This window comes from Gluconobacter albidus, from assembly GCF_002723915.1.
GTDB classification, from domain to species: domain Bacteria; phylum Pseudomonadota; class Alphaproteobacteria; order Acetobacterales; family Acetobacteraceae; genus Gluconobacter; species Gluconobacter albidus.
In genome coordinates this window covers 136698-157469 of record NZ_BEWL01000003.1, presented here as the reverse complement: position 1 = coordinate 157469, position 20772 = coordinate 136698, and the positions used below count along the sequence as shown (strand labels likewise).

At 61.5% G+C, this 20772-nt stretch carries 17 protein-coding genes; 10 read left to right on the top strand and 7 right to left on the bottom strand.

The features are described from left to right. The first annotated feature begins 22 nt into the window (after positions 1–22). The gene (locus tag GAL01_RS15650; RefSeq protein ID WP_062029950.1) at positions 23–337 is read left to right on the top strand and encodes a superinfection immunity protein; all 315 of its coding nucleotides are present in this window, start codon (positions 23–25) and stop codon (positions 335–337) included. A gap of 7 nt (positions 338–344) precedes the next feature. Here the strand turns inward: GAL01_RS15650 and GAL01_RS05830 are convergent, their stop codons facing one another. Next, a complete protein-coding gene (locus tag GAL01_RS05830) occupies positions 345–1655 on the bottom strand; it encodes a lipopolysaccharide biosynthesis protein (RefSeq protein ID WP_062029952.1) in 1311 nt (436 codons plus the stop codon). Positions 1656–1889: 234 nt separating this feature from the next. Here GAL01_RS05830 and GAL01_RS05825 point away from each other — a divergent pair, with 234 nt between their 5' ends. Beyond that, positions 1890–3020 (top strand): CDP-glycerol glycerophosphotransferase family protein, encoded by a 1131-nt coding sequence (locus GAL01_RS05825; RefSeq protein WP_062029954.1) that lies wholly within the window; start codon positions 1890–1892, stop codon positions 3018–3020. 6 nt (positions 3021–3026) lie between these two features. On the opposite strand, the gene GAL01_RS05820 is transcribed toward GAL01_RS05825, so the two are convergent. Then, complete coding sequence (locus tag GAL01_RS05820) at positions 3027–4385, bottom strand: L-serine ammonia-lyase (protein WP_062029956.1); 1359 nt, start codon at positions 4383–4385, stop codon at positions 3027–3029. Further along, the gene (locus GAL01_RS05815) at positions 4386–5450 is read right to left on the bottom strand and encodes a threonine aldolase family protein (RefSeq protein ID WP_062030059.1); all 1065 of its coding nucleotides are present in this window, start codon (positions 5448–5450) and stop codon (positions 4386–4388) included. It lies immediately after the preceding gene. A gap of 83 nt (positions 5451–5533) precedes the next feature. Between GAL01_RS05815 and folD the strand changes: the two genes are divergently transcribed. From folD to GAL01_RS05800, 3 genes are read left to right on the top strand one after another with little or no spacing between them, the layout of a single operon-like run. After that, positions 5534–6457 (top strand): bifunctional methylenetetrahydrofolate dehydrogenase/methenyltetrahydrofolate cyclohydrolase FolD, encoded by a 924-nt coding sequence (gene folD / locus GAL01_RS05810; protein WP_062029959.1) that lies wholly within the window; start codon positions 5534–5536, stop codon positions 6455–6457. Further along, positions 6454–7206 (top strand): hypothetical protein, encoded by a 753-nt coding sequence (locus GAL01_RS05805; protein WP_062029961.1) that lies wholly within the window; start codon positions 6454–6456, stop codon positions 7204–7206. The genes folD and GAL01_RS05805 overlap by 4 nt, the downstream gene beginning before the upstream one ends. 33 nt (positions 7207–7239) lie before the next feature. After that, positions 7240–9240: a M1 family metallopeptidase gene (locus GAL01_RS05800; RefSeq protein ID WP_062029966.1), complete on the top strand. Its 2001-nt coding sequence runs from the start codon at positions 7240–7242 to the stop codon at positions 9238–9240. A 123-nt stretch (positions 9241–9363) separates the two neighbouring features. On the opposite strand, the gene GAL01_RS05795 is transcribed toward GAL01_RS05800, so the two are convergent. Next, on the bottom strand, positions 9364–9786 hold the full coding sequence (locus GAL01_RS05795; protein WP_062029968.1) for a flagellar biosynthesis regulator FlaF: 423 nt from the start codon (positions 9784–9786) through the stop codon (positions 9364–9366). Between the two features lie 133 nt (positions 9787–9919). Beyond that, entirely contained in the window at positions 9920–11419 is a 1500-nt protein-coding gene (locus tag GAL01_RS05790) for a flagellin (RefSeq protein ID WP_062029970.1), read from the bottom strand. A gap of 178 nt (positions 11420–11597) precedes the next feature. On the opposite strand from GAL01_RS05790, the gene GAL01_RS05785 reads away from it, so the two are divergent. The 4 genes from GAL01_RS05785 (at position 11598) to GAL01_RS05770 (ending at position 17159) form a co-directional block, all read left to right on the top strand. Continuing rightward, positions 11598–12830: a putative DNA modification/repair radical SAM protein gene (locus GAL01_RS05785; protein WP_062029971.1), complete on the top strand. Its 1233-nt coding sequence runs from the start codon at positions 11598–11600 to the stop codon at positions 12828–12830. Further along, complete coding sequence (locus tag GAL01_RS05780) at positions 12827–14317, top strand: UdgX family uracil-DNA binding protein (RefSeq protein ID WP_082790717.1); 1491 nt, start codon at positions 12827–12829, stop codon at positions 14315–14317. The genes GAL01_RS05785 and GAL01_RS05780 overlap by 4 nt, the downstream gene beginning before the upstream one ends. 161 nt (positions 14318–14478) lie before the next feature. Continuing rightward, a complete protein-coding gene (locus GAL01_RS05775; RefSeq protein ID WP_062029973.1) occupies positions 14479–15585 on the top strand; it encodes an HlyD family secretion protein in 1107 nt (368 codons plus the stop codon). Next, positions 15582–17159, top strand: a complete 1578-nt coding sequence (locus GAL01_RS05770) for a DHA2 family efflux MFS transporter permease subunit (RefSeq protein WP_062029975.1) — start codon at positions 15582–15584, stop codon at positions 17157–17159. The genes GAL01_RS05775 and GAL01_RS05770 overlap by 4 nt, the downstream gene beginning before the upstream one ends. On the opposite strand, the gene GAL01_RS05765 is transcribed toward GAL01_RS05770, so the two are convergent. Continuing rightward, positions 17153–17821, bottom strand: a complete 669-nt coding sequence (locus tag GAL01_RS05765) for a TetR/AcrR family transcriptional regulator (RefSeq protein WP_062029977.1) — start codon at positions 17819–17821, stop codon at positions 17153–17155. The two genes, GAL01_RS05770 and GAL01_RS05765, sit on opposite strands and share 7 nt — an antisense overlap. Positions 17822–17919: 98 nt before the next feature. Here GAL01_RS05765 and GAL01_RS05760 point away from each other — a divergent pair, with 98 nt between their 5' ends. Next, positions 17920–19512: an efflux transporter outer membrane subunit gene (locus tag GAL01_RS05760; protein ID WP_062029979.1), complete on the top strand. Its 1593-nt coding sequence runs from the start codon at positions 17920–17922 to the stop codon at positions 19510–19512. Between the two features lie 63 nt (positions 19513–19575). On the opposite strand, the gene fbaA is transcribed toward GAL01_RS05760, so the two are convergent. Then, positions 19576–20652: a class II fructose-bisphosphate aldolase gene (fbaA, locus tag GAL01_RS05755; RefSeq protein ID WP_062029981.1), complete on the bottom strand. Its 1077-nt coding sequence runs from the start codon at positions 20650–20652 to the stop codon at positions 19576–19578. Positions 20653–20772: the final 120 nt, after the last annotated feature.

Sequence of the window (20772 nt, the reverse complement as noted above, 5' to 3'; positions counted from 1 at the left end):
TGTCGTGCACCTGATTACTGTCATGAAGTTTGTCGGTGGAGCGCTGGCTTTGCTGGCGCTGACTTTTCTCCCAACGATCATTGCCCTCTGTACCCGCAAGGTTCATTGGCGCGAGGCGTTTGTGGTAAATCTGGCGTTTGCCTTCACGTTTGCAGGCTGGTTTGCCGCCATTGCATGGGCCGCGACTGGAGACGATGCGAAGATCAAGACCCGTTTCAGAGGGCTTTCAACTCGCAAAAAGGTCCTGCTCGTTCTGGAGCTGGTCTTTGTGGAAATGGCGGTGACAGGGTATGCCGTGTTCCATCATTCTTCCTACGCCACACATCTTCTGCACTGATGCGGGGTCAGCGCTCCGCCTTGCCGATCCGATCGTAAAAGAACCAGACACCCAGCATCTGCGACAGCAGGATCGTCGCATTGCACGCCGCCGTCGACAGGCAGGCTCCTGCGAGACCAAAATGCCGCGTCAGAACATAGAGCGCCGGGAAATAGATCGCCATGACGGCGGTGCGGTTCTTCATGAGGAACTTCACATGCCCCACGACGATCAGCAGCGGCTCAAGCGGGATGACCAGCAGGCTGAACACCGCCGCCAGCAGCATGATGGAAATATAGAGCGACGTGTGATGCACATGGACATGCAGCAGGAAGCGGAAGATCGTCGATCCGAAGAAGGCGGACAGCAGCAGAAGGACGATTGAAAGGCCGCCCAGAACGCCGAACATTTTCCAGGTCACACGCTTGAGGCCGCGCCAGTCCTGCCGGTCCCGCATCCGGACCAGTTCGGGATAGAGGACGGGGGAGATGAGCTGCGCCGGGGTGACGATCCCGTCCGCGATCTGGCGGCAGACGCGGAAAACGGCCGCTTCCGCCGGTCCGAGGCCCGTTCCGACAACCAGCGTTGCCACATGGCCCGAGATGTTGCCCAGCGTCTGGTTGATGCTGGCCGCGCGTGTGAACTGCCACATGCCCGGGATCTGCCAGCGCCAGTGCCGGAACGCCCGGAAATACCGGAAGCGGAATTTCCGGTGCAGGATGTCCAGCGCATAATAAATGTAAAAGCCGTAGTCGATGACGATCGTCATGGCCCAGACGAACAGGAAATATCCGAGCTTCAGATGCAGGATATAGCCCAGCAGCACGCCGAATGTCTTGGCGATGGCGGCACAGCTGTCGATGATCGGGACGAGATGGAATTTCCCTGCCATCCGCAGGATTCCGTTCGCCCAGCCTGAATACATCAGCGGGCTGACGCAGACATACAGATCGGCCAGAAACCGCACATGCGCGGACCAGTTTGCGGTGTGGCCGTAGATCTGCACGCCCACGAGGCCGAAAGCGATGGCGAAGGCCGCCGAAAGCGTGTCGAGACGGATGCAGAAATGGACGACCCGGTGCAGGAGGTCCGTATCATTGCTGCTGAAGCTGTCGCTGCCGAAGCGGATCAGCGTCTGCCAGGACTGCATCCGCGACAGGACGGAGCCGGTCGAGGCCAGAGAATGGATCAGGATCAGCAGTCCGAAATCGGACAGTCCCAGAGCACGGACGGCCACGGCGATATAGATGAAGCTGCACAGCGCATTGGCGATGCGACCGAGGGTGAGAACACTGACATTTTTGAAAATGGATTTGAAAACGGAGCGTTCGCCGGACATGCGGGCCTTACTGACCACAAAGCCGCCAGAGTGTCTATGCCAGTAACGAATTGTAGCATTTTGAGAAGGTTTCTTGACACGAAAAGGTCAGGGATTATGAAGAAAATGTTACGTATTTCGGTGTCAGGATTTCTGCGGACGGGATCTTGCGGCGACCCGTCTTCTCCTGAAGGCCCCATCCCGAAAAGCGCAGGTTTCCGGCCTGTTTTTCAGGCAGGACGCATCTGATCAGTCATGAAAATCGCCTTCATTTATATTGCCGAGCCCTACCAGTGCTATCATACGGCGTCCGTCGCCAGTGCACTGGCTGCGATCCCCGGTCATGATGTGGTGGAATATTACAGTTTTCCCGAGACGGTGAAGCATCTCGCCCGCATCCGCCGTGCGCTGGACGTGCCTGACCTGCCGCTGAAGGCTTTTCCGAAATCGCTGAAAGCCCGTCTACTGAAGCGCGCAAGACGCCTCGATCAGGAGCGGCTGGTGGTGCTGCGGGAGAACATCGCCGAGCTGAACCAGTATGATGCGGTGGTGGCGACGGAATATACGGCCGGTGTGCTCAGGGAGATGGGGCTTTGCGGCCCGAAACTCATCCTGCTGATGCATGGTGCCGGGGACCGCTACGTCAATGACGAACATCTCGTGCGGGATTTTGATCTGACGCTCGTTCCCGGCCCCAAGGTCGAGAGCTATTTTCAGGACAAGGGCCTTCTGAAACAGGAAACCACGCGGGTTGTGGGGTATCCGAAATTCGATGTGTTCGAGGCCGTACAGCGCGAGAAGACGATCTCGTTTGGCAATGGTCGCCCTTTTGCACTGTATAATCCGCATTACCAGCGCAAGCTGACATCGGCGTCAGGCTGGATGATGCCGCTGATCCGGGGGTTCAAGGCCCAGAGCGAGACCGGGGAGAGCGATTACAATCTGGTTGTGGCGCCGCATATCAAGACCTTCCACAAGGGGTTTGGTATTCGCGAGCGTCAGCTCAAGCGGCAGCGTAGCCCCGAAGTGATGGTCGATACCGGGTCGTCCGCCATGCTGGACATGACCTACACGTCTCAGGCCGCGCTCTATATTGGCGATGTCAGCAGTCAGGTTTACGAGTTCCTCGGCATTCCGCGCCCCTGCGTTTTCCTCAATCCGCGCAAACTGCCCTGGCGGGATGATCCGTATTTTCTGCACTGGACGCTGGGCGAAGTGGTGGAGGATCTGGACGATCTCATGCCTGCCATTGCCCGCGCGCGGGAGCGTCATGCGGCGTATCGTCCGGCGCAGGAAAGTCTGTTTCAGGAAACCTTCGGCACCCCGCTTCTGGGGGGATCGCAACGCGCCGCGGACGCCATTGCGGAGTTCATGGCCGCAGCGTGAGGCTTTTCAGCATTCGGGGAAATTGACGGCCAGACCGCCGAGCGACGTTTCCTTGTAGCGGTGGTTCATGTCGCGTCCCGTCTCGGCCATCGTGCGGATGACCTGATCGAGCGAGACGTGATGCGCACCGTCGCCGTGCATGGCGAGGGAGGCCGCATTGATGGCCTTGATCGCGCCGAACGCATTGCGCTCGATGCACGGGATCTGCACCAGCCCGGCCACCGGGTCGCAGGTCATGCCAAGGTGATGTTCCATGCCGATTTCTGCGGCATTTTCCACCTGAAGTGGCGTGGCGCCCAGAGCCGCCGCCAGCCCGGCCGCCGCCATCGAAGACGCGACGCCGACTTCTCCCTGACAGCCGACTTCCGCGCCTGAAATCGACGCATTGAGCTTGAACAGTCCGCCGATAGCCGCGGCCGTCAGCAGAAACCGGCGCTGTCCGTCGAGCGAGTATTCGGGGCAGAACTCCCGGTAATAGCGCAGCACGGCCGGGATCACGCCCGAGGCGCCATTGGTGGGGGCTGTGACGACGCGCCCTCCGGCAGCATTTTCCTCGTTCACCGCAATGGCGAACAGGCTGATCCAGTCCATGATGCCGTGCGCGGAGGGCTGGTTGCTGCGGCTCTGGTCCTTGAGCCGTTCGTAGAGTGCGGCGGCCCGTCGGCGGACGTTCAGCCGTCCCGGCAGCGTGCCGGAGCGGTGCAGCCCGGCGTCCACGCAGTCCATCATCACGGAGACGATCCGGTCCAGATAGGCTTCGACCTCGGCGCAGGGTCGCAGCACGCTTTCGTTCGCCAGAACGACGCCTGCGATATCGAGCCCTGTGTTTTGCGTGCGCTCCAGAAGCTCCGTGCCGCTGGTGAAGTCATACGGCATGTCGGGCTGGGCGTAGGTCGCGGTTTCGGTGACCTGTTCCGGTACGATGAAGCCGCCGCCGACCGAACAGAAGCGCGCGCAGGCGAGCAGGGTGTCTGTGGAATCGAATGCTTCGAACTGGAGCGTGTTGGGATGGACCGGCGGGACGGTCTTCGTGTCGAGAACGATGTCCGTGTCCGGGTTGAACGGCGTGGGGTGGCCGTTGAGCGGGATCAGATGCGCCTGCGTCACGGACTGCACGATGCCGTCTGCGAGCGCCGGGTCCATCGTGTCGGGCTTTTCTCCCGCCAGTCCGAGAATGACCGCGCGGTCCGTGGCATGGCCCCGGGCTGTCCAGGCGAGCGAGCCATAGAGCGTCACGCGCAGTCGCGCCACGTCCGGCGTGTCGTTCAGGCTCTCGGCAAAGCGGGTGGCCGCGCGCATGGGGCCGACGGTATGGGACGAGGACGGCCCGATGCCGATCTTGAACAGGTCGAACAGGCTGATCATTCAGGCAGAGATTTCGGCCAGCAGCGCATCGACGTCTTCGATGCGTGTGTGAAAACTCGGCACGAGGCGGATGAGCGTGCCCGAGACGCCTTCCGGCGTGGGCCAGCGATAAAATCCGTATCCCGCCGCCTCAAGCTCCTCGACCAGCCGGTCCGGCAGGATGACGAACACTTCGTTGCCCTGCGTCTCGAACGGAAGCTGTGCACCCGCGTGACGGCGCAGACCTTCGACGATGCGCTGGGCCATGGCGTTGGCATGGGCGCTGTTTTTCAGCCACAGCCCGTCTTCCAGCAGCGCCAGAAGCTGCGCGCTCAGGAAGCGGGCCTTGGACCACAGATGCCCGCTGCGTTTGATGCGACGCTCGAAATCCTTCAGGACCGGGCGCGTGCGGTCATTGACGAAGAACACGACCGCTTCCGCTGCCATGGCCCCGCATTTCGTACCGCCGAACGACAGGACATCCACCCCGGCTTTCCATGTCGCCTCTGCTGGCGTGCAGCCCAGATGGGCAATGGCATTGCTCAGTCGCGAGCCGTCCAGATGGACGGGGATGTCGTGGTCATGGGCGATCGCACAGAGATCCGCGAGGTCTTTCAGCGCATAGACCGTGCCCCATTCCGTGGCCTGCGTCAGCGACAGGGCGTGGATGGGGGGTTTGAGAATTCCGCCCTGCGCATTGACCCGCAGGCCCGTGCGCAGGGCTTCGGCGTCCATGCGGCCGTCGGCGGAGGGGAGCGTGACGAGTTTGGCGCCATGCATGAAGAATTCGGGGGCGCCCCCCTCGTCGTTGCTGATATGCGCGCTCTGGTCACACAGAACCGCGCCGTAGGGTGCTACCAGCGAGGACAGCGCCAGACTGTTGGCCGCCGTGCCCGTCACGACCGGGAAGGCCGCGACGTCCGTTTCAAAAACCGCGCCGAACCGGGCATTCAGGGACCGGCTCAGCGCATCGTCGCCATAAGAGCCGACGTTGCCCGCATTGGCGCGCATCATGGCGTCCATAACGGCGGGACATGCGGGAGAAACATTGTCACTGGCGAAGTTCTTGCGTATTTCGTCGGTCACGAGACCATCCTCAGTTCCTGCAGCCGTTACGGCCTGTTTGCCAGCGTAACTGAAACGACCGCCTGTTGTCATCCGGAGAGCCCATGAGCACGTTGTCCCCCGAGAAGCAGTCCGAACTGGCCTCCAGGATCATCGACGGCAAGGCCATCGCCCGTGCCCTGACCGATCAGGTGGGGCGTGAAGTGGCGAAGTTCGTCGAGCAGGGCAATACGATCCCCGGCCTCGCCGTGGTGCTGGTGGGCAACGATCCGGCGTCGGAAGTCTATGTGAAGAACAAGGCGATCCAGACCCATCGCGTGGGGATGCGTTCCTTCATGCACATGCTTCCGCAGAGCACGTCGCAGGACGAACTGCTGGACCTGATTGCGCAGCTCAACACCAATCCGAAAATTCACGGCATTCTGGTGCAGCTTCCCCTGCCGGCACAGATCGACCCGGTTGTGGTGACGAACGCCATTGCGCCGCACAAGGATGTGGACGGTCTGGGCGAAGTCAATGCGGGACGTCTGTCGCTCGGGATCGATGGGATTGTGCCCTGCACGCCGCTGGGCTGTCTGATGCTGCTTCAGTCCGTCCACAAGGACATGACCGGCAAGCATGCTGTGGTGATCGGCGCGTCCAATCTCGTCGGCAAGCCGATGGCGCAGCTTCTGCTCAAGGAGAACTGCACGGTCACGGTGGCGCATATCCATACGCGCAACACGAAGGAGCTGGCGCGCGAGGCGGACATTCTGGTCGTTGCGACCGGTAAGAGTGGTCTGGTTCGCGGGGACTGGATCAAGCCGGGGGCGACCGTGATTGACGTTGGCATCACCCGCGTTGCAGCGGAAAACGGCAAGACGCGCCTGGTTGGGGACGTGGTGTTTGACGAAGCGCTTCCGGTTGCCGGGCACATCACGCCGGTTCCGGGTGGCGTTGGGCCGATGACGATTGCCTGCCTGCTGCACAATACGCTTCAGGCCGCCCGCGCTACATCCTCCGCAACCTCTGCGGATGCCTCCTCATGACGCGCGTTTCTGTTGAACTGGTTCCGCGCACGCCCGAATCCCTGATGGCGGATGTGCAGACCGTGCGGGATATCCTGCCGCAGGTCAGCACGCTGAACGTCCCGGACCTGATACGCTTTGACCTGCGCAGCCATGACGCCGCATCGCTGATTGTGAAACAGGCGCCGTTTGAGGTGATCGCGCATGTCCGTGCGACCGATATCGCCCCGAATGCGCCGCTGCCGGGTGCGGACCGGCCGGAGCTGACCTCCATTCTGGTCGTCGCCGGAGATCCGCCGCCAGCCGGCAGCGACCGGGTGGTCTATCCCAACACGTCTGCGCAGATCATCGAACGTTATCGTCGCGAGGCCCCGCATCTGAAGGTTTATGCGGTGTTCGACCCCTATCGCCGCGCGCCGTATCAGGAGCTCGAGGAGATCGCCCGCAAACGCGATGCCGGGGCCTGTGGCTTTTTTACCCAGCCGCTTTTCGACATTCCGATGCTCGAATACTGCATGGACTGGCTGCGGGACGACACGGTGTTCTGGGGCATCTCCCCGGTTCTGGGCGACAAGTCGCGCCGGTACTGGGAGCGCATGAACCATGTGATCTTCCCGCGCGATTACGACGGGACGCTCGACGGCAACATCGCTTTCGCGCGCCGGATGCTGGCTGTCGTGACAGCAAAAAACGACAATGCCTATCTGATGCCGCTGAAAGTTGAACTGGCATCCTATCTGGGAGCGCTTGGCGACATTATAACGGGGTAACATCGAACTTACCCAACGGAGGGCCTGCCCCGGATGTCTGTGCGCCTTTTTCTGCTTCCCCTGCTGGGAGGCGTACTCGCTCCCGCCGCCCTGTTGCCTGCGACCACTTTTGCGAAAACTCTCGCTGACCCGGCCACCGTCTTCGCACCCCTGACCCTTCCCGACGCTCCGAACGTCTATCGCTCGGGGTCGGGGCTTCCGGGCCCGCAATACTGGCAGAACCGTACGGATTACGTGATCCATTCGCGGATCGACACGCAGGCGCATGTCCTGCACGGCTCCGAAACCGTGACCTACAGCAACAACAGCCCCGAGGCGCTGGACGTTCTGTGGCTCCAGCTCGACCAGAACATCTATCGCGCCGATACACGGGGTGAGGTCGGGGCGATTCCGGGCAGTCACATGATGACGGGCAACCACACCGACGGCATGGTGATCGAGCATGTCTCGGTCGTGCAGGGTGGTCGGGACGTGGATGTGACGCCGCTGATTTCCGATACGCGGATGCAGCTCACGCTTCCCCGTACGATTGACCCGCATGGCGTGGCGTTCGTGAAGATCGACTGGCACTACACGCTGCCGGGCCCCTGGGGCGGTCGCACTGCCGTCACGCCGACCCGCGAAGGCGATATTTATGAAGTGGCGCAGTGGTATCCGCGTCTGAGCGTTTATGATGACCGTCGTGGCTGGAACACGCTGCCTTATCTGGGGCAGGAGTTCTTTCTGGAATATGGCAGTTTCGACTATAGCGTGACGGTGCCGTGGAACTACACGCTGGTAGGCTCCGGCGCGCTTCTCAATCCTGAACAGGTTCTCACCTCCGTTGAGCGGAACCGCCTTGCGCAGGCCGCGCAGAGCGACACGCGCGTGATGATCCGCACGCTCGATGACATCACCGATCCGAAAAGCCATCTGAAGCAGAGCGGCGAAGTCACCTGGCATTATGGGATGCGCAACACGCGCGACGTGGCGTTTGCCGCTTCACCGGCATTCGTTTGGGATGCCGCGCGTATCAATCTGCCGCCGGTTGTGCCCTGGACGAACTATCGTGCCGTGCCGAGGCTTGCGATGTCAGTCTATCCGCGTGAGGGGATCGGGCCGCATGGCTGGGACCGCTCGACGGATTACGTCAAACACGCCATCGAATATTTCTCGTCGAAGTGGTTTGAATACCCCTGGCCGAACGCCATCAATCTGGGTGGTCATGGCGCGGGCATGGAATATCCCGGCATTGTTTTTGACGGCATGAGCGACCGGGACCCGGAACTGTTCTGGATCACGACCCATGAGCTGGGCCATGGCTGGTTTCCGATGATTGTGGGGACGGATGAACGCCGCAATGCCTTCATGGATGAGGGCTTCAACACATTCATTGATGTGTATGCATCCGATCACTTCAATAATGGCGAGTTCGCCCCCAAGCGCGATTCTGAATTTGCGCCCAAAACCGGCAACCCCGCGCAGGATATCGTTCCGGTTCTGACTGATCCGGATGCACCGGTGCTCATGACGGCCGCCGATGGCGTGTCGGAGAAATACCGTCATGGCGTGACGTATTTCAAAGGCGCTTATGGATTGAAACTGCTGCGCGAACAGATCCTCGGACCGGTCCGGTTCGACGCGGCATTCCGGCGCTATATTGCGGAATGGGCTTTTAAACACCCGTCTCCGTCGGATTTCTTCCGGCTGATGAGCAGCGAAGCGGGCGAGGACCTGGGCTGGTTCTGGCGCGGCTGGTATTTCACCAATGCCGCTCCGGACTATGCGCTCGGAGACGTCCATCATGACGCCGGAAAGCCTGCGACCGTGCAGGTCCGCAATTACGGGGGGCTCCCACTGCCGGTGGTTCTGCGCGCCGATTATGCGGACGGGAAATCGGAAGAGCTTCGCATTCCGACGGAAGCCTGGCGCCAGAGCAGCGACATTGTGGTTTCGCTGCCGGTTCATGACGGCCTCAAGGCCGTGACGCTCGATCCCGATCACGTCATTCCGGATATCGACCGTGCGGATAACCGGCTGGCGATTACTCCCTGAGATTGTGACGACATGCGAGGCACGGTACCGCCTCGCATGGTTCTGCTTCGGAGCATGAAAAAGGGCGCCTGGCTGAACCGGCGCCCTTTTTTCAGTTGGGAAATGCTCCGTCGCCGGAAACGCTCAGCCGACGAGTTCCAGAGAGGATTTCGTGGCCGACCCGCCATAGGCCTGAGACGCAGACGGCGTCATGGCATAAGGCGCGGGTTCCGTGGACAGACCTTCGATCATGTCGTTGTTGACATCGACGAGGGGCTGCAGGTCTTTCGGTGCGTTGAAGGCCGCATTGGAATAGCGCATGGACCACGACCCGACCTTGAGAATGTCATCGCGCAGCACGGGCGGAAGGGGGCAATCGACCCGTTCGACGCTCAGGGACAGGATGCTCCACAGCTTCAGATTGGCTGCCAGCGCCGCGACCTTCTTTTCATGATCTTTCGCCTGCGTCAGCAGCGTATTGACGTGCCGGAACGCCATAACCTCGACTTCCCGGGAGGACAGATAGCTTCCGGACTGTTTCTGGTACTGTGAGGCTGCATAGGTCACGGAGGCAAACTCCTTTCGGGAAAGACTGTTTCGAAAGCCTGTGCGGGAAAGGCATCAGGCTTCTGGAGCAGTCCTGCCGTGGCAGGGGGGGATCTGGAGGGGGCCGGATGACCGGCCCCCTCCAGAAACCTGATCAGCCGCGGAAGAGGCTGAGCAGGGTGGACGACTGCGAGTTCGCAATCGACAGCGACTGAACAGCGAGCTGCTGCTTCGTCTGAAGCGAGGTCAGCTTGGCGCTCTCGGCTGCCAGATCGGCATCCGTCAGCGCGCCAACACCCGTTGTCAGGGCGTCGGACAGGCTGGACGTCGTGGTCTGAAGGTTGGAAATCGTCGTGCTGGAATAACCAATCGAAGCCGCAGTGCGCGTCACGCTTGAGATCGCAGACTGCACGACGGCGCTCACAACGGCAGCGCCGGTGACGGCTGTGATAGCCGGCGGTGTTGCATCCTTGTTAAGGGTATTGGCCGTAGTGGCCGCAGTTAAGGCCGCACTCGACGTGTCGAGGTTGTTACCGGCAACCGTCAGGTGGTTGTCAGAATCACGGCTTACGGCAAAGCCCTGATACTGCATGGCCTGTGTGAGCAGGTTGGTCTTGTTGACCATGAGCTGGCTCGGGGAGCCGGTCGTTGTGGCAGTCGCGTTGCCCGTTGCGCCGCTGAGATCAACATCGGAGATTACGGTCTTGGCCGTTGCATTGCCGTTTGCGTCCGTTCCTGTCGTAACGGTGTAGACCGCGTTGCCATTGCCGTCCTTCGAGGCCACGACGCTCTTGCCATTGGCCAGAGAAAACGTCACTGAGCCATCCGAGGCTGTGGTTGATGTGGTTCCAGCTGTGCTGTTTGTCAGCTTGCCGTTGGTATCGAGACTGAAGCCGGTACCGCCCCCTACAGCAGAATTGAGTGCCGTAAGCGCATCGGCCTTCGTGCCGGCTTCATCCATGACGAAGTTGTAGCTCACCAGCGGGTCCGTTGCAGTTCCCATGGCGGCGGTCGCAGCCGTTCCTGTTCCTGTCGATGCAACCGCAGGTACGCTGCTCAGTTGAAGAGACTGGGAGCCGGTGTAATTTGTGCTTCCCAGGGCAATATCCATGCCCGCCGTGTCCATGCTCAGGTTCGTCAGGCCCAGGCCGGCGGAGGTTACGTTGAAGCCGTTCTGCGTGAACGTGGAGCCCTGTGCGTCCATGGCGGTCGACAGGCTCGTATAGGTCGTGCCGTTGCCTGTCTGGCCTGAGAGCAGGTTTACGCCCTGGAACTTCGCGCCCGTAGCGGCGGAGTCGATGGAGGCCAGCGTCTTGGTGATGGCATCGTTCAGGGTCGAGTTGTCGACGCCTGTCGTGTTCGTGCCGATGGTGGTGGCGAGAGACTGAAGGGCGCTCGAAATGCTCGACAGACCCGTCGTTGCTGTGTTCAACACCTGAGCGGAGAACTGGAGGCCCGTGGAGACGCCCGACAGGGTCGAGATCTGGGCGGTCATGTTCTGGGCAATGGAATACAGTGCGGGATTATCGGACGCCGTGTTGACGGACTTGCCGGTAGAGACCGTGTTTTCGGTCTTGTTCAGGTCAGCCGTCGTCTGATTGAGGCTCTGGAGTGCGGCCATTGCCGCAGTGTTCGTATTGATGGACAATGACATTGAATCTGTTCTCCGTCGGTGCAGGTTTGCGACCTCAGGATAGGGGGGAGTGGTTAACGGAAGCTGAATCGGTTCCGTTAAAAAAAGCCCTTCAAAAATAACGGAATACCGGGAAACAAGAGGTTAATTTCACGGTTTCTCTTGCGTTCCGTCATCTGGAACGAAATAAGAACGCAGCATGAAGAAAACACTCTCCCAGAGACTGGCGATTCTCTCTGATGCGGCGAAATACGATGCCTCCTGCGCGTCGAGCGGCTCGACGCGTCGGGATTCCGCAAAGAGCGGGGGGCTTGGCTCCACCACGGGAAACGGGATCTGTCATTCCTATACGCCGGACGGGCGGTGCGTGTCGCTGCTCAAGATCCTGCTGACCAATTTCTGCGTCTATGACTGTGCCTATTGCATCAACCGGTCGTCCTCGAATGTGGAGCGCGCGCGCTTTACACCCGAGGAAGTCGTGTGGCTCACGCTGGAATTCTACCGGCGGAACTGCATCGAGGGGCTGTTCCTGTCTTCGGGCATTATCCGCTCGTCTGACCACACGATGGAGCAGCTTGTGCAGGTGGCGCGGGATCTGCGGCTGAAGCACGGGTTCCGGGGCTATATCCATCTCAAGACCATCCCAGATGCGTCGCCGCGTCTGCTGGAAGAGGCGGGGCGCTATGCGGACCGGTTGTCGATCAATGTGGAAATGCCGACCGTGGCCGGGCTGGAGCAGTATGCGCCGCAGAAAAAGGCGGGGGGTATCCGGCAGGCCATGGGGGAGATGCGGCTGAAGATCGACGCGGGCAAGGACCGCAGCCATACCGGGCGCCGGGCCGAACGGTTTTCGCCGGGGGGGCAGAGCACGCAGATGATCGTGGGGGCTGATGCGGCATCCGATCAGGATGTTCTGGCCAGCAGCGCCAATCTTTACGGCTCTTACGGGCTGCGGCGCGTCTATTATTCCGCTTTCAGTCCTATTCCTGATGCATCCGCCCTCCTGCCGGCGACAAGTCCGCCGCTTCAGCGCGAGCACAGGCTCTATCAGGCGGACTGGCTGTTCCGGTTCTACGGATTTGCTTTCGGGGAACTGACGGCCGGGCGTGCGGACGGGATGCTCGATCTGGAGCTGGACCCCAAGCTGGCCTGGGCGCTGGATAACCGGGCGTTGTTTCCGCTGGATCTGAACCGGGCGCCGAAGGAGATGCTGCTGCGGGTGCCGGGGCTGGGGGTGAAGGCCGTAGCGGCCATTCTCAGGGCGCGGCGGCATCAGGCCGTACGGCTGGAGGATCTGGCGCGGCTGAACGTGTCCATCCGCAAGGTCCGGCCCTTCGTGCAGACGCCGGGCTGGAGTCCCGCCCGTCTGACCGACCGGCACGACCTGCGCAGCCTGTTCAGCCCCGCCCCCCAACAGATGAATCTTTTGTGACGCGCTACGTCCTGACTCTTGAGGACAGCGCCGTATTCGAGCCTTGGCGGGAGATGGCGCGCGCGGCTTTGCAGCGTGCGATTCCGCCCGAGGTCCTCGACTGGCGGATGAGGGGAGGCGAGACGGATCTGTTCGGGCAACAGACCAATGACAGCGACGGCATGGTAGCGCTGACGGAGGGGCCGGTCCTGAAAAGCGTGACATTGCGCGCGTCGTGCATCGCGCTGCTGCGGGACATGCTGTGCCATTCCGATCCTGGCCGGTTCGCGCTCGCTTACCGGATCGCATGGCGCGTTCAGGGCAATCCGCATCTGCTGGATGTGGCGACGGATGCCGATATCGCAAAAGCGCGGATCATGATCCGGCAGAACCGGCAGGACTGTCACAAGATGACGGCCTTCGTCCGCTTTCGCGAACTGCCCGCACAGGTCGGGGGGGAGGGCAGCGGGCGTCGGCGGTTCCTCGCCTGGTTCGAGCCGCAGCACCATATTCTCGAACGCATCGCGCCCTTCTTCTCGAAGCGCTTTACGGACATGGACTGGATGATCCTGACCCCGCGCGGTTCCATCTGCTGGGACGGGAAGGATCTGGCCTACTCCTTTGAACCCTGCGAACAGCCGGAGCTGGATGACGGCTTTGGGGATTTGTGGAACACCTATTATGCCTCCACGTTCAATCCCGCCCGCGTCCGCACGAAAGCCATGCGCCGTGAGATGCCGGGTCGCTACTGGAAAAACCTGCCCGAAACGCGCCTGATCCCGCAGCTTGTGGCCGGGGCCGAGGCGCGCGTCCGGATGATGGCCGAACAGGTGCCTCTGCCGGCTCCGGCCTTTCACGAACGCCTGCGCTCCCGTGACAGTCTTCCACTCCAGCCGCTTTCGCATACGCCTGAAGATCTGGCTGCGAAAATTCGGAGCTGCACCGCGTGTCCGCTGCACTGTGCGGCCACGCAGGCTGTCGTCGGGGAGGGGCCGGTTGAGGCGCGGATCATGGTCGTTGGCGAGCAGCCGGGCGATCAGGAGGATCTGGCGGGGCGGCCCTTCGTTGGCCCGGCGGGACAGGTGTTGCAGGAGGCGCTGGAAAAGGTCGGGGTCGAGCGCAGCACGCTGTATCTGACAAACGCGGTCAAGCATTTCCGTTTTCGTCTTCAGGGGCGGCGCCGCATTCATCAGAGCCCGGATGAGGCGCATGTGGCGGCCTGCCGCCCCTGGCTGGAACAGGAAATTGCGCTGGTCCGGCCCAGACTCATCGTCTCGCTGGGGGCTACGGCGCTGAAGGCGCTGGATGGTCCGGGCAGGGCGATGGCAGAGAGACGCGGAACGCTCTGGACGGCGGGAGAGGGCGAAAATGCCGTCCAGCGTCTGGCGCTTGCCCACCCGTCCTGGCTGCTGCGGCTGGGGGACAGCGCGCAGGGAGAGATCGAACGGGAGCGGTTCGAAGAGGGTCTCGCGCGGCTGCGGGATTTTTGCGGGCGTCCGGACGCGTGAAGAACGGACAATTGGAAACGGATCAGTTTTTTCCAGCTTGAAGCCCGCGAGACGATATGTCATGGATGACCGAACCGATCGGTCAGTACGAGGGTTTCAGGCCCTGCACAGTCAACCCGGTCACGATCTGACAGACCTGTTTTCAAAGCGAGAAAAACATTATGGCGCAAGGCGATCAGGCCGATCACGCGCAGGATGGCACGACATCCGACAAGAACGGAAAGCCGCAGAAAAAGCGCAATCCCCTTGTCCGGATCGCGTTGATCCTGCTGGTGGTTCTGGTTCTCGTGGGTATCGGGGCCTATCTTTTCCTGACCCGCAACAATATCGAGACGGATGACGCCTACACGGCCGGTCGCAAGATCGCCATAGCCCCTCACGTCAACGGGTACGTTACGCAGCTTCTGGTGAACGATAACCAGTTCGTCCACGCCGGTGACCTGCTCGTGAGAATCGATAGCCGGGACTATGCCGCTTCCCTGAACAAGGCCGAAGCCGCCGTGTCCCAGGCGAAGGCCAATATTGACGCCTATCAGCTCATGCTGGCCGTGGCGCACAAGAACTTCCCCGGACAGCTCGTCACGGCGCAGGGCAACCTCGCTGCCGTTCAGGCGGAACTTATCAAGGCCGAAGCCGATTACCGTCGCCAGCGTTCGGTGGCCCGTGCTGCTACGTCGCAGCAGGATATCGACTATGCCCGCGCCGCGCTGGATCAGGCGAAAGCCCGCGTCCTTCAGGCGCAGGGTCAGCTGACGCAGGCCGAGCCGGTCAAGGAAAACGTGGCCAGTGCCGATGCCCGTGTCACGCAGGAACAGGCATCCCTCGCATCCGCCAATGCAGAGCTGACGCAGGCCCGCCTGAACCTCGAATGGACGGAAGTCCGCGCTCCGCATGACGGCTGGATTTCCCAGCGTAACGTCGAGCGTGGTGATTACATGCAGGTCGGGCAGGAGATGTTCTCCATCGTCGAGCCGGAAGTCTGGATCGTGGCGAACTACAAGGAAACGCAGCTCACCCACATGCGTCCCGGGCAGAAGGTGGATATCGACGTCGATGCCTATCCGCAGCTCAAACTGCATGGCCATGTGGATTCCATCCAGCTTGGCTCAGGTGAATCCTTCAGCGCCTTCCCTCCTGAAAACGCGACCGGAAACTTCGTGAAAACGGTGCAGCGCATCCCGGTCAAGATCGTGGTGGACAGCGGGCTTGATCCGAACCTTCCGCTGGCCCTTGGCCTGTCTGTCGAGCCGACGGTTTATGTGAAATGAGCGATACTGCCGGGCATCAGGACTGGAAACCCAGTCACAATCCGTGGCTTGTGGCCGTCACGGTCACGCTGGCGGCTTTCATGGAGGTGCTGGACACCACCATCGTCAACGTGGCGCTGCCGCATATCGCGGGATCGCTCGGCAGTTCGTATGATGACGCCACCTGGGCGCTGACGTCCTATCTGGTGGCGAACGGCATCGTGCTGACGATTTCGGGCTGGCTGTCGCGGTTCTTTGGCCGCAAACGCTACTTCCTGATCTGCATCACGATGTTCACCGTCTCGTCCTTCCTGTGCGGACTGGCGACATCGCTGCCGATGCTGGTGGTGTTCCGGCTCATGCAGGGCTTCTTCGGGGGCGGTCTGCAACCCAGCCAGCAGTCCATCATCCTGGATACGTTCCCGCCTGAAAAACGCGGGGCCGCGTTCGGCCTGACTGCCATTGCCACCATTGTTGGCCCGGTTCTGGGCCCGATGCTGGGGGGATATCTGACCGATAATTTCTCCTGGCGCTGGATTTTCTTCGTCAACGTGCCCTTCGGCATCCTGACGGTCATGGCGGTGACGGCTTTCGTCGAGGACCCGCCGTGGGAGCGCATGAAGCGCGAGAAGGTGGACGTGATCGGCATCAGTCTGATTACGCTGGGCCTCGGCTGTCTCGAAGTCATGTGCGATCGTGGTGAGGATGACGACTGGTTCGGCTCGCCCTTCATCACCACCATGGCCGTGCTGGGTGTGATCGGTGTTGTCGGAGCCATTCTGTGGCTGTGTTATGCGAAGAACCCGCTTGTGCGCCTGTCGGTTTTCAGGGATCGCAACTTCGCGGTCGGCACGCTGCTGATCTCGATGGTGGGGGCGACGCTCTATGCCTCGGCGATTGTCGTGCCGCAGTTTGCCCAGCAGGTTCTCGACTATACCGCGACCACCTCGGGTCTGCTTCTGGCGCCGGGCGGTGTTGCGGTGATCTGTCTGATCCCGATCGTGGGCATCCTGATGAAGTTCATCCAGATGCGATATCTGATCGCGTTCGGGTTTTTCGCGATGGGCATGGCGATGTTCCAGGCTTCGAACCTCTATGCCGCGATTGATTTCAGACATCTGATGCTCTACCGCATCAGCCAGACGGCCTCGCTGGCATTCCTGTTCGTGCCGATTTCGACGATCGCGTACTCGACCTTGCCGCGCGAACTGAATGCCGATGCGTCCGCCCTGTTCTCGATGGCCCGGAACTATGTCGGCTCCCTCGCCATCTCTCTGGCGACGGCGGCGATCATCGAGACCCGGCAGCGTCATCAGACCTATGTCACGGATCACATGACGGCGGCCAATCCGGGCCTCAATTCCTATATCGCCAATGCGCAGAAGGTCGCTGAGGCGCACGGGTTCCCGGCCGCGCAGGCGCATAAATTCGCCCTCTACCAGACCTTCCGGGAGTTCACCTCTCAGGTCGCCATGCTGGCCTATAACGAGGTTTTTGACTGGATCGGCGTGATTGCGCTGTTTGTGGTGCCGCTGTGTTTCCTGCTGTCTCCCAACGGCAAGAAGGCGGCCCAGGCCTCAGGCGGGGGTCACTGATGGCGCGGTTCGTAGATCTTCAGGAAACTGTCGGCGGTAAAGGCGGCGAATTCCGCGATGGCGGCATCGCTGTCATCGACCGGCAGCCCGAAGCGCCGGCGCTGGATGATGCGGGCCTGACACATGAGCAGGAACTGCTCGGCCGACAGGCTCGGGTCGGCGATATCCAGCTCTCCCTGCGTCTCGCTGCGCGCCAGATATTCGGTCAGATTGCTGAGCGTCCGGCCAAAGCCGTAGCGCCAGAACGTATCGGCCAGATGGGGAAACTTGTCGACCTCGCTGACGATGATGCGATACAGCCCCAGCGCCACAGGCGAAATCAGCAGGTGAACCGTCATTTCGGCAAAGCGGGTCAGCGTCACGCGGACGGACTGTTCATTGCTGCGCGCAAGCGTCTCGATGGGGGAAAGACGGCAGCGCACCTGTTCTTCGAAGAACGCGGAAAACAGGGACGCCTTGCCATCGAAATGGTTGTAGAGCGTTCCCTTGGACACCCCGGCCATCTGCGCGATCCGGGACATGGACGCGCCTTCGTAGCCGTCCGCCAGAAAGATCGCCCCGGCTCCTTTCAGGATCTGTTCGCGCTTGGCGCTTCCCGCAGGATCGGTGTTGCCGGATCCGTCGGGAGTGTCCGCGTGGCCGTCGTCCGTGATGCCCGTCATGTGAGCGAAAAATCCTTCTGTCCGTCAGGTCGTCTCTCTAACATGCTGACCGAACCGGTCGGTCACTGCAAGATCATTTCCGCTTCAGGAGTTTCTTTGTGAGCGCAGCCTTCACTTCCCGCGCGCTGCTTTGCGGCTGCGCCCTGTTCACCCTGTCCGGCTGCCTCATGGTGGGGCCTGAATATCATACGCCCAAGCCCTGGTCGCCCGCGCATTACACCGACCATATGGCCGATGCTCATCGGGCTGGGGCGCCTGACAGCATCATCAGCGAGATGAAGGCCGACAGCCGCTGGTGGCAGGTTTTTCACGATCCCGGGCTGACGTCTCTGGAAGCCCGTCTGGTCAACCAGAACCTGTCCTTCCGCCTTGCGACCGCCAATCTGGCGCAGAGCCGCGCACAGCTCATCATGGCGGGGGCCGAGCGCTTCCCGGCCCTGAGCGCCTCGGGCTCGTATCAGCGCAGCCAGTACAGCACCAAGGAAATGCAGGAGATCATCAGCCGGGTGGGCGGCAATATCGCGAAGTCCGCGGGGAACACCGCTGGAGCTTCGGTTGGTCCCCTGCTTCAGGGCGCGGCCGATGGTGCCACGGTTCCGCTGCTGAACCAGTGGCGCAGCGCGATTGATGCGACCTATGAAATCGACCTGTGGGGCCGTGTCGCGCACCAGTACGACGCCGCCAAGGCCGATCTTCAGGCGACGGACGAGGAGCGCCGTTCCATCCTCATCGCCCAGCAGGCCGACATGGCGCGGGGCTATATGGGCCTGCGTGGCGACCAGCAGCGCCTGAAGATCCTGCGCGACAACCTCAGGATTCTCACGCAGATCACCTCCATCGCGCAGGAGCGCTATCATGGCGGTCTGGTGACGGAGCTGGACGTGGACTCCGCTCAGGGCCGTCTGCATGACATGCAGGGTCAGGAAGCGCAGCTCGAACAGGCGGTTGCTCAGGAAGAAAACGCGCTTGCGCTGCTTCTGGGGGCCCCTCCGGGCAGCCTGAATGCCGAGCTGGACAAGAACGCCGGCGTGCCGGTCGTGCCGCCTGTGGTGCCCGTTGGCATTCCTTCCGAACTGGCCCAGCGCCGTCCGGATATCCGCGAGGCCGAGGCCCATCTGCGTGGTGCGGTGGCCGAAGTGGGCGAGGCCACGGCGGATTTCTATCCGAAGGTCACGATCAACGCCGATTTCGGGTTCCAGACCCTGTCGTTCCGCGATCTGGGGTTCTGGAACGCGCGCGCCTGGAATGTTGGTCCGTCCATTTCCCTCCCGATCTTTCAGGGTGGACGCCTGTACGGTCAGCTCGAGTTGAAGAAATACGCCCAGAAGGCGGCGGCTATTTCCTATCAGCAGACGGTCATCAAGGCCTGGCATGACGTGGACAACGCGCTGATCGCATATCGGGATGAACAGCTTCACCGTCAGGGGCTGAAGAATGCCGTTGATGACAACAGCCGTGCGCTCAACCTGGCGCAGAGCCAGTATCGCAGCGGCCTGACGAACTATCTGAACGTTCTGAACGCGCAGTCACAGCTTCAGTCCACCCAGCTTGACCTCGTCAGCAGCGACGCCACGCTGGCGACCAACCTGACGCGGCTTTACAATGCGCTTGGCGGGGGCTGGGAAGACGCTCTTCCCAACAACCCGGACGTTGCGAAAGCGCAACTCGCCTCCGCAACGCCCGGTCCCTGAACGGGAAGTTCTTAGCCGGGAGGTGCAGGCCTCCCGGCAGCCGGTTCCGTCAGGCCCTTTCCATCAGGCTTTGCGCGCGACGGACCGGCCCTTGGAGCCTAGAATCTCGAAGGCTTCGTCCAGTCGGCTGACAATGGATTTCTCTCCCACGCGCAACCATTTGCGCGGATCGTAAAGGGACTTCATCGGCTTGTCGGTGCTGGGGTCGATCTGGTGCTGGAACGCGACCGGATGCTCCAGAACATAGTGGCCCACGCCCTGTGCGAACGCGAACTGGATGTCGGTATCGAGGTTCATCTTGAACACGCCGTAGGAAACGGCGGCGTCGATTTCCGCAATCGTTGAGCCTGAACCGCCATGGAACACCAGCGGCAGCGGCTTGGGGCCGCTCTGCGTAGCCTGTTCGACAGCTTCCTGCGAGTTCTTCAGGATTTCAGGGCGAAGCTGCACATTGCCCGGCTTGTAGACGCCATGCACGTTGCCGAAAGACGCGGCAATCGACACGGTGCCGATCGGGGAGAGCAGGTTCCAGGCCTTCAGAACATCTTCGGGCTGCGTGTAGAGATGGGCGTTGTCCGCACCGTCCTCGAGGTCATGGCCCACGCCATCTTCCTCGCCACCGGTCACGCCCAGTTCGATTTCCAGCCCCATCCCCAGAGGGGCAAGCCGCTTGAGCATCGCGGCTGAAGTCGCAAGGTTGTCCTCGATCGGTTCGGCGGACAGGTCGAGCATGTGGGACGTAAACAGTGGCTTGCCGGTCGTCCGGAACTCGTCCTCGCTCAGCGTGATGAGATCGTCCAGCCAGGGGATCAGCTTGCGGTCGGCATGATCGGTGTGGAGGATGACGGCGATGCCGTATTCCTTCGCCAGAAGATGGACGTGCCGCGCCATCGAGGCCGCGCCGAGCACGCGGGCGCGATGGGCGTCAGGCAGGCCTTCGCCGGCATAAAAACGCGCGCCACCATTCGAGACCTGAATGACGACGTCCGATCCGTTCCGGGCCGCCGCTTCCAGAACGGCATTGACGCTGTCGGTGCCGACGACATTGATGGCGGGAAGGGCATAGCCCCCTTCATGGCAGGCCTTGATAAGGGCCGTATAACTGGCGCCACTGACGACGCCGGGTGAAACTCTTGACATTGGCGGCTCCAACTGAACGCATGAAACAGGCCAGCAAAACGGGTGCGGCCGTGTTGCGTTGTACTGTACGATGCCAATTGCTTTTCGTCATGAGCCTTCAAATCGCTGAAAGATTTATTG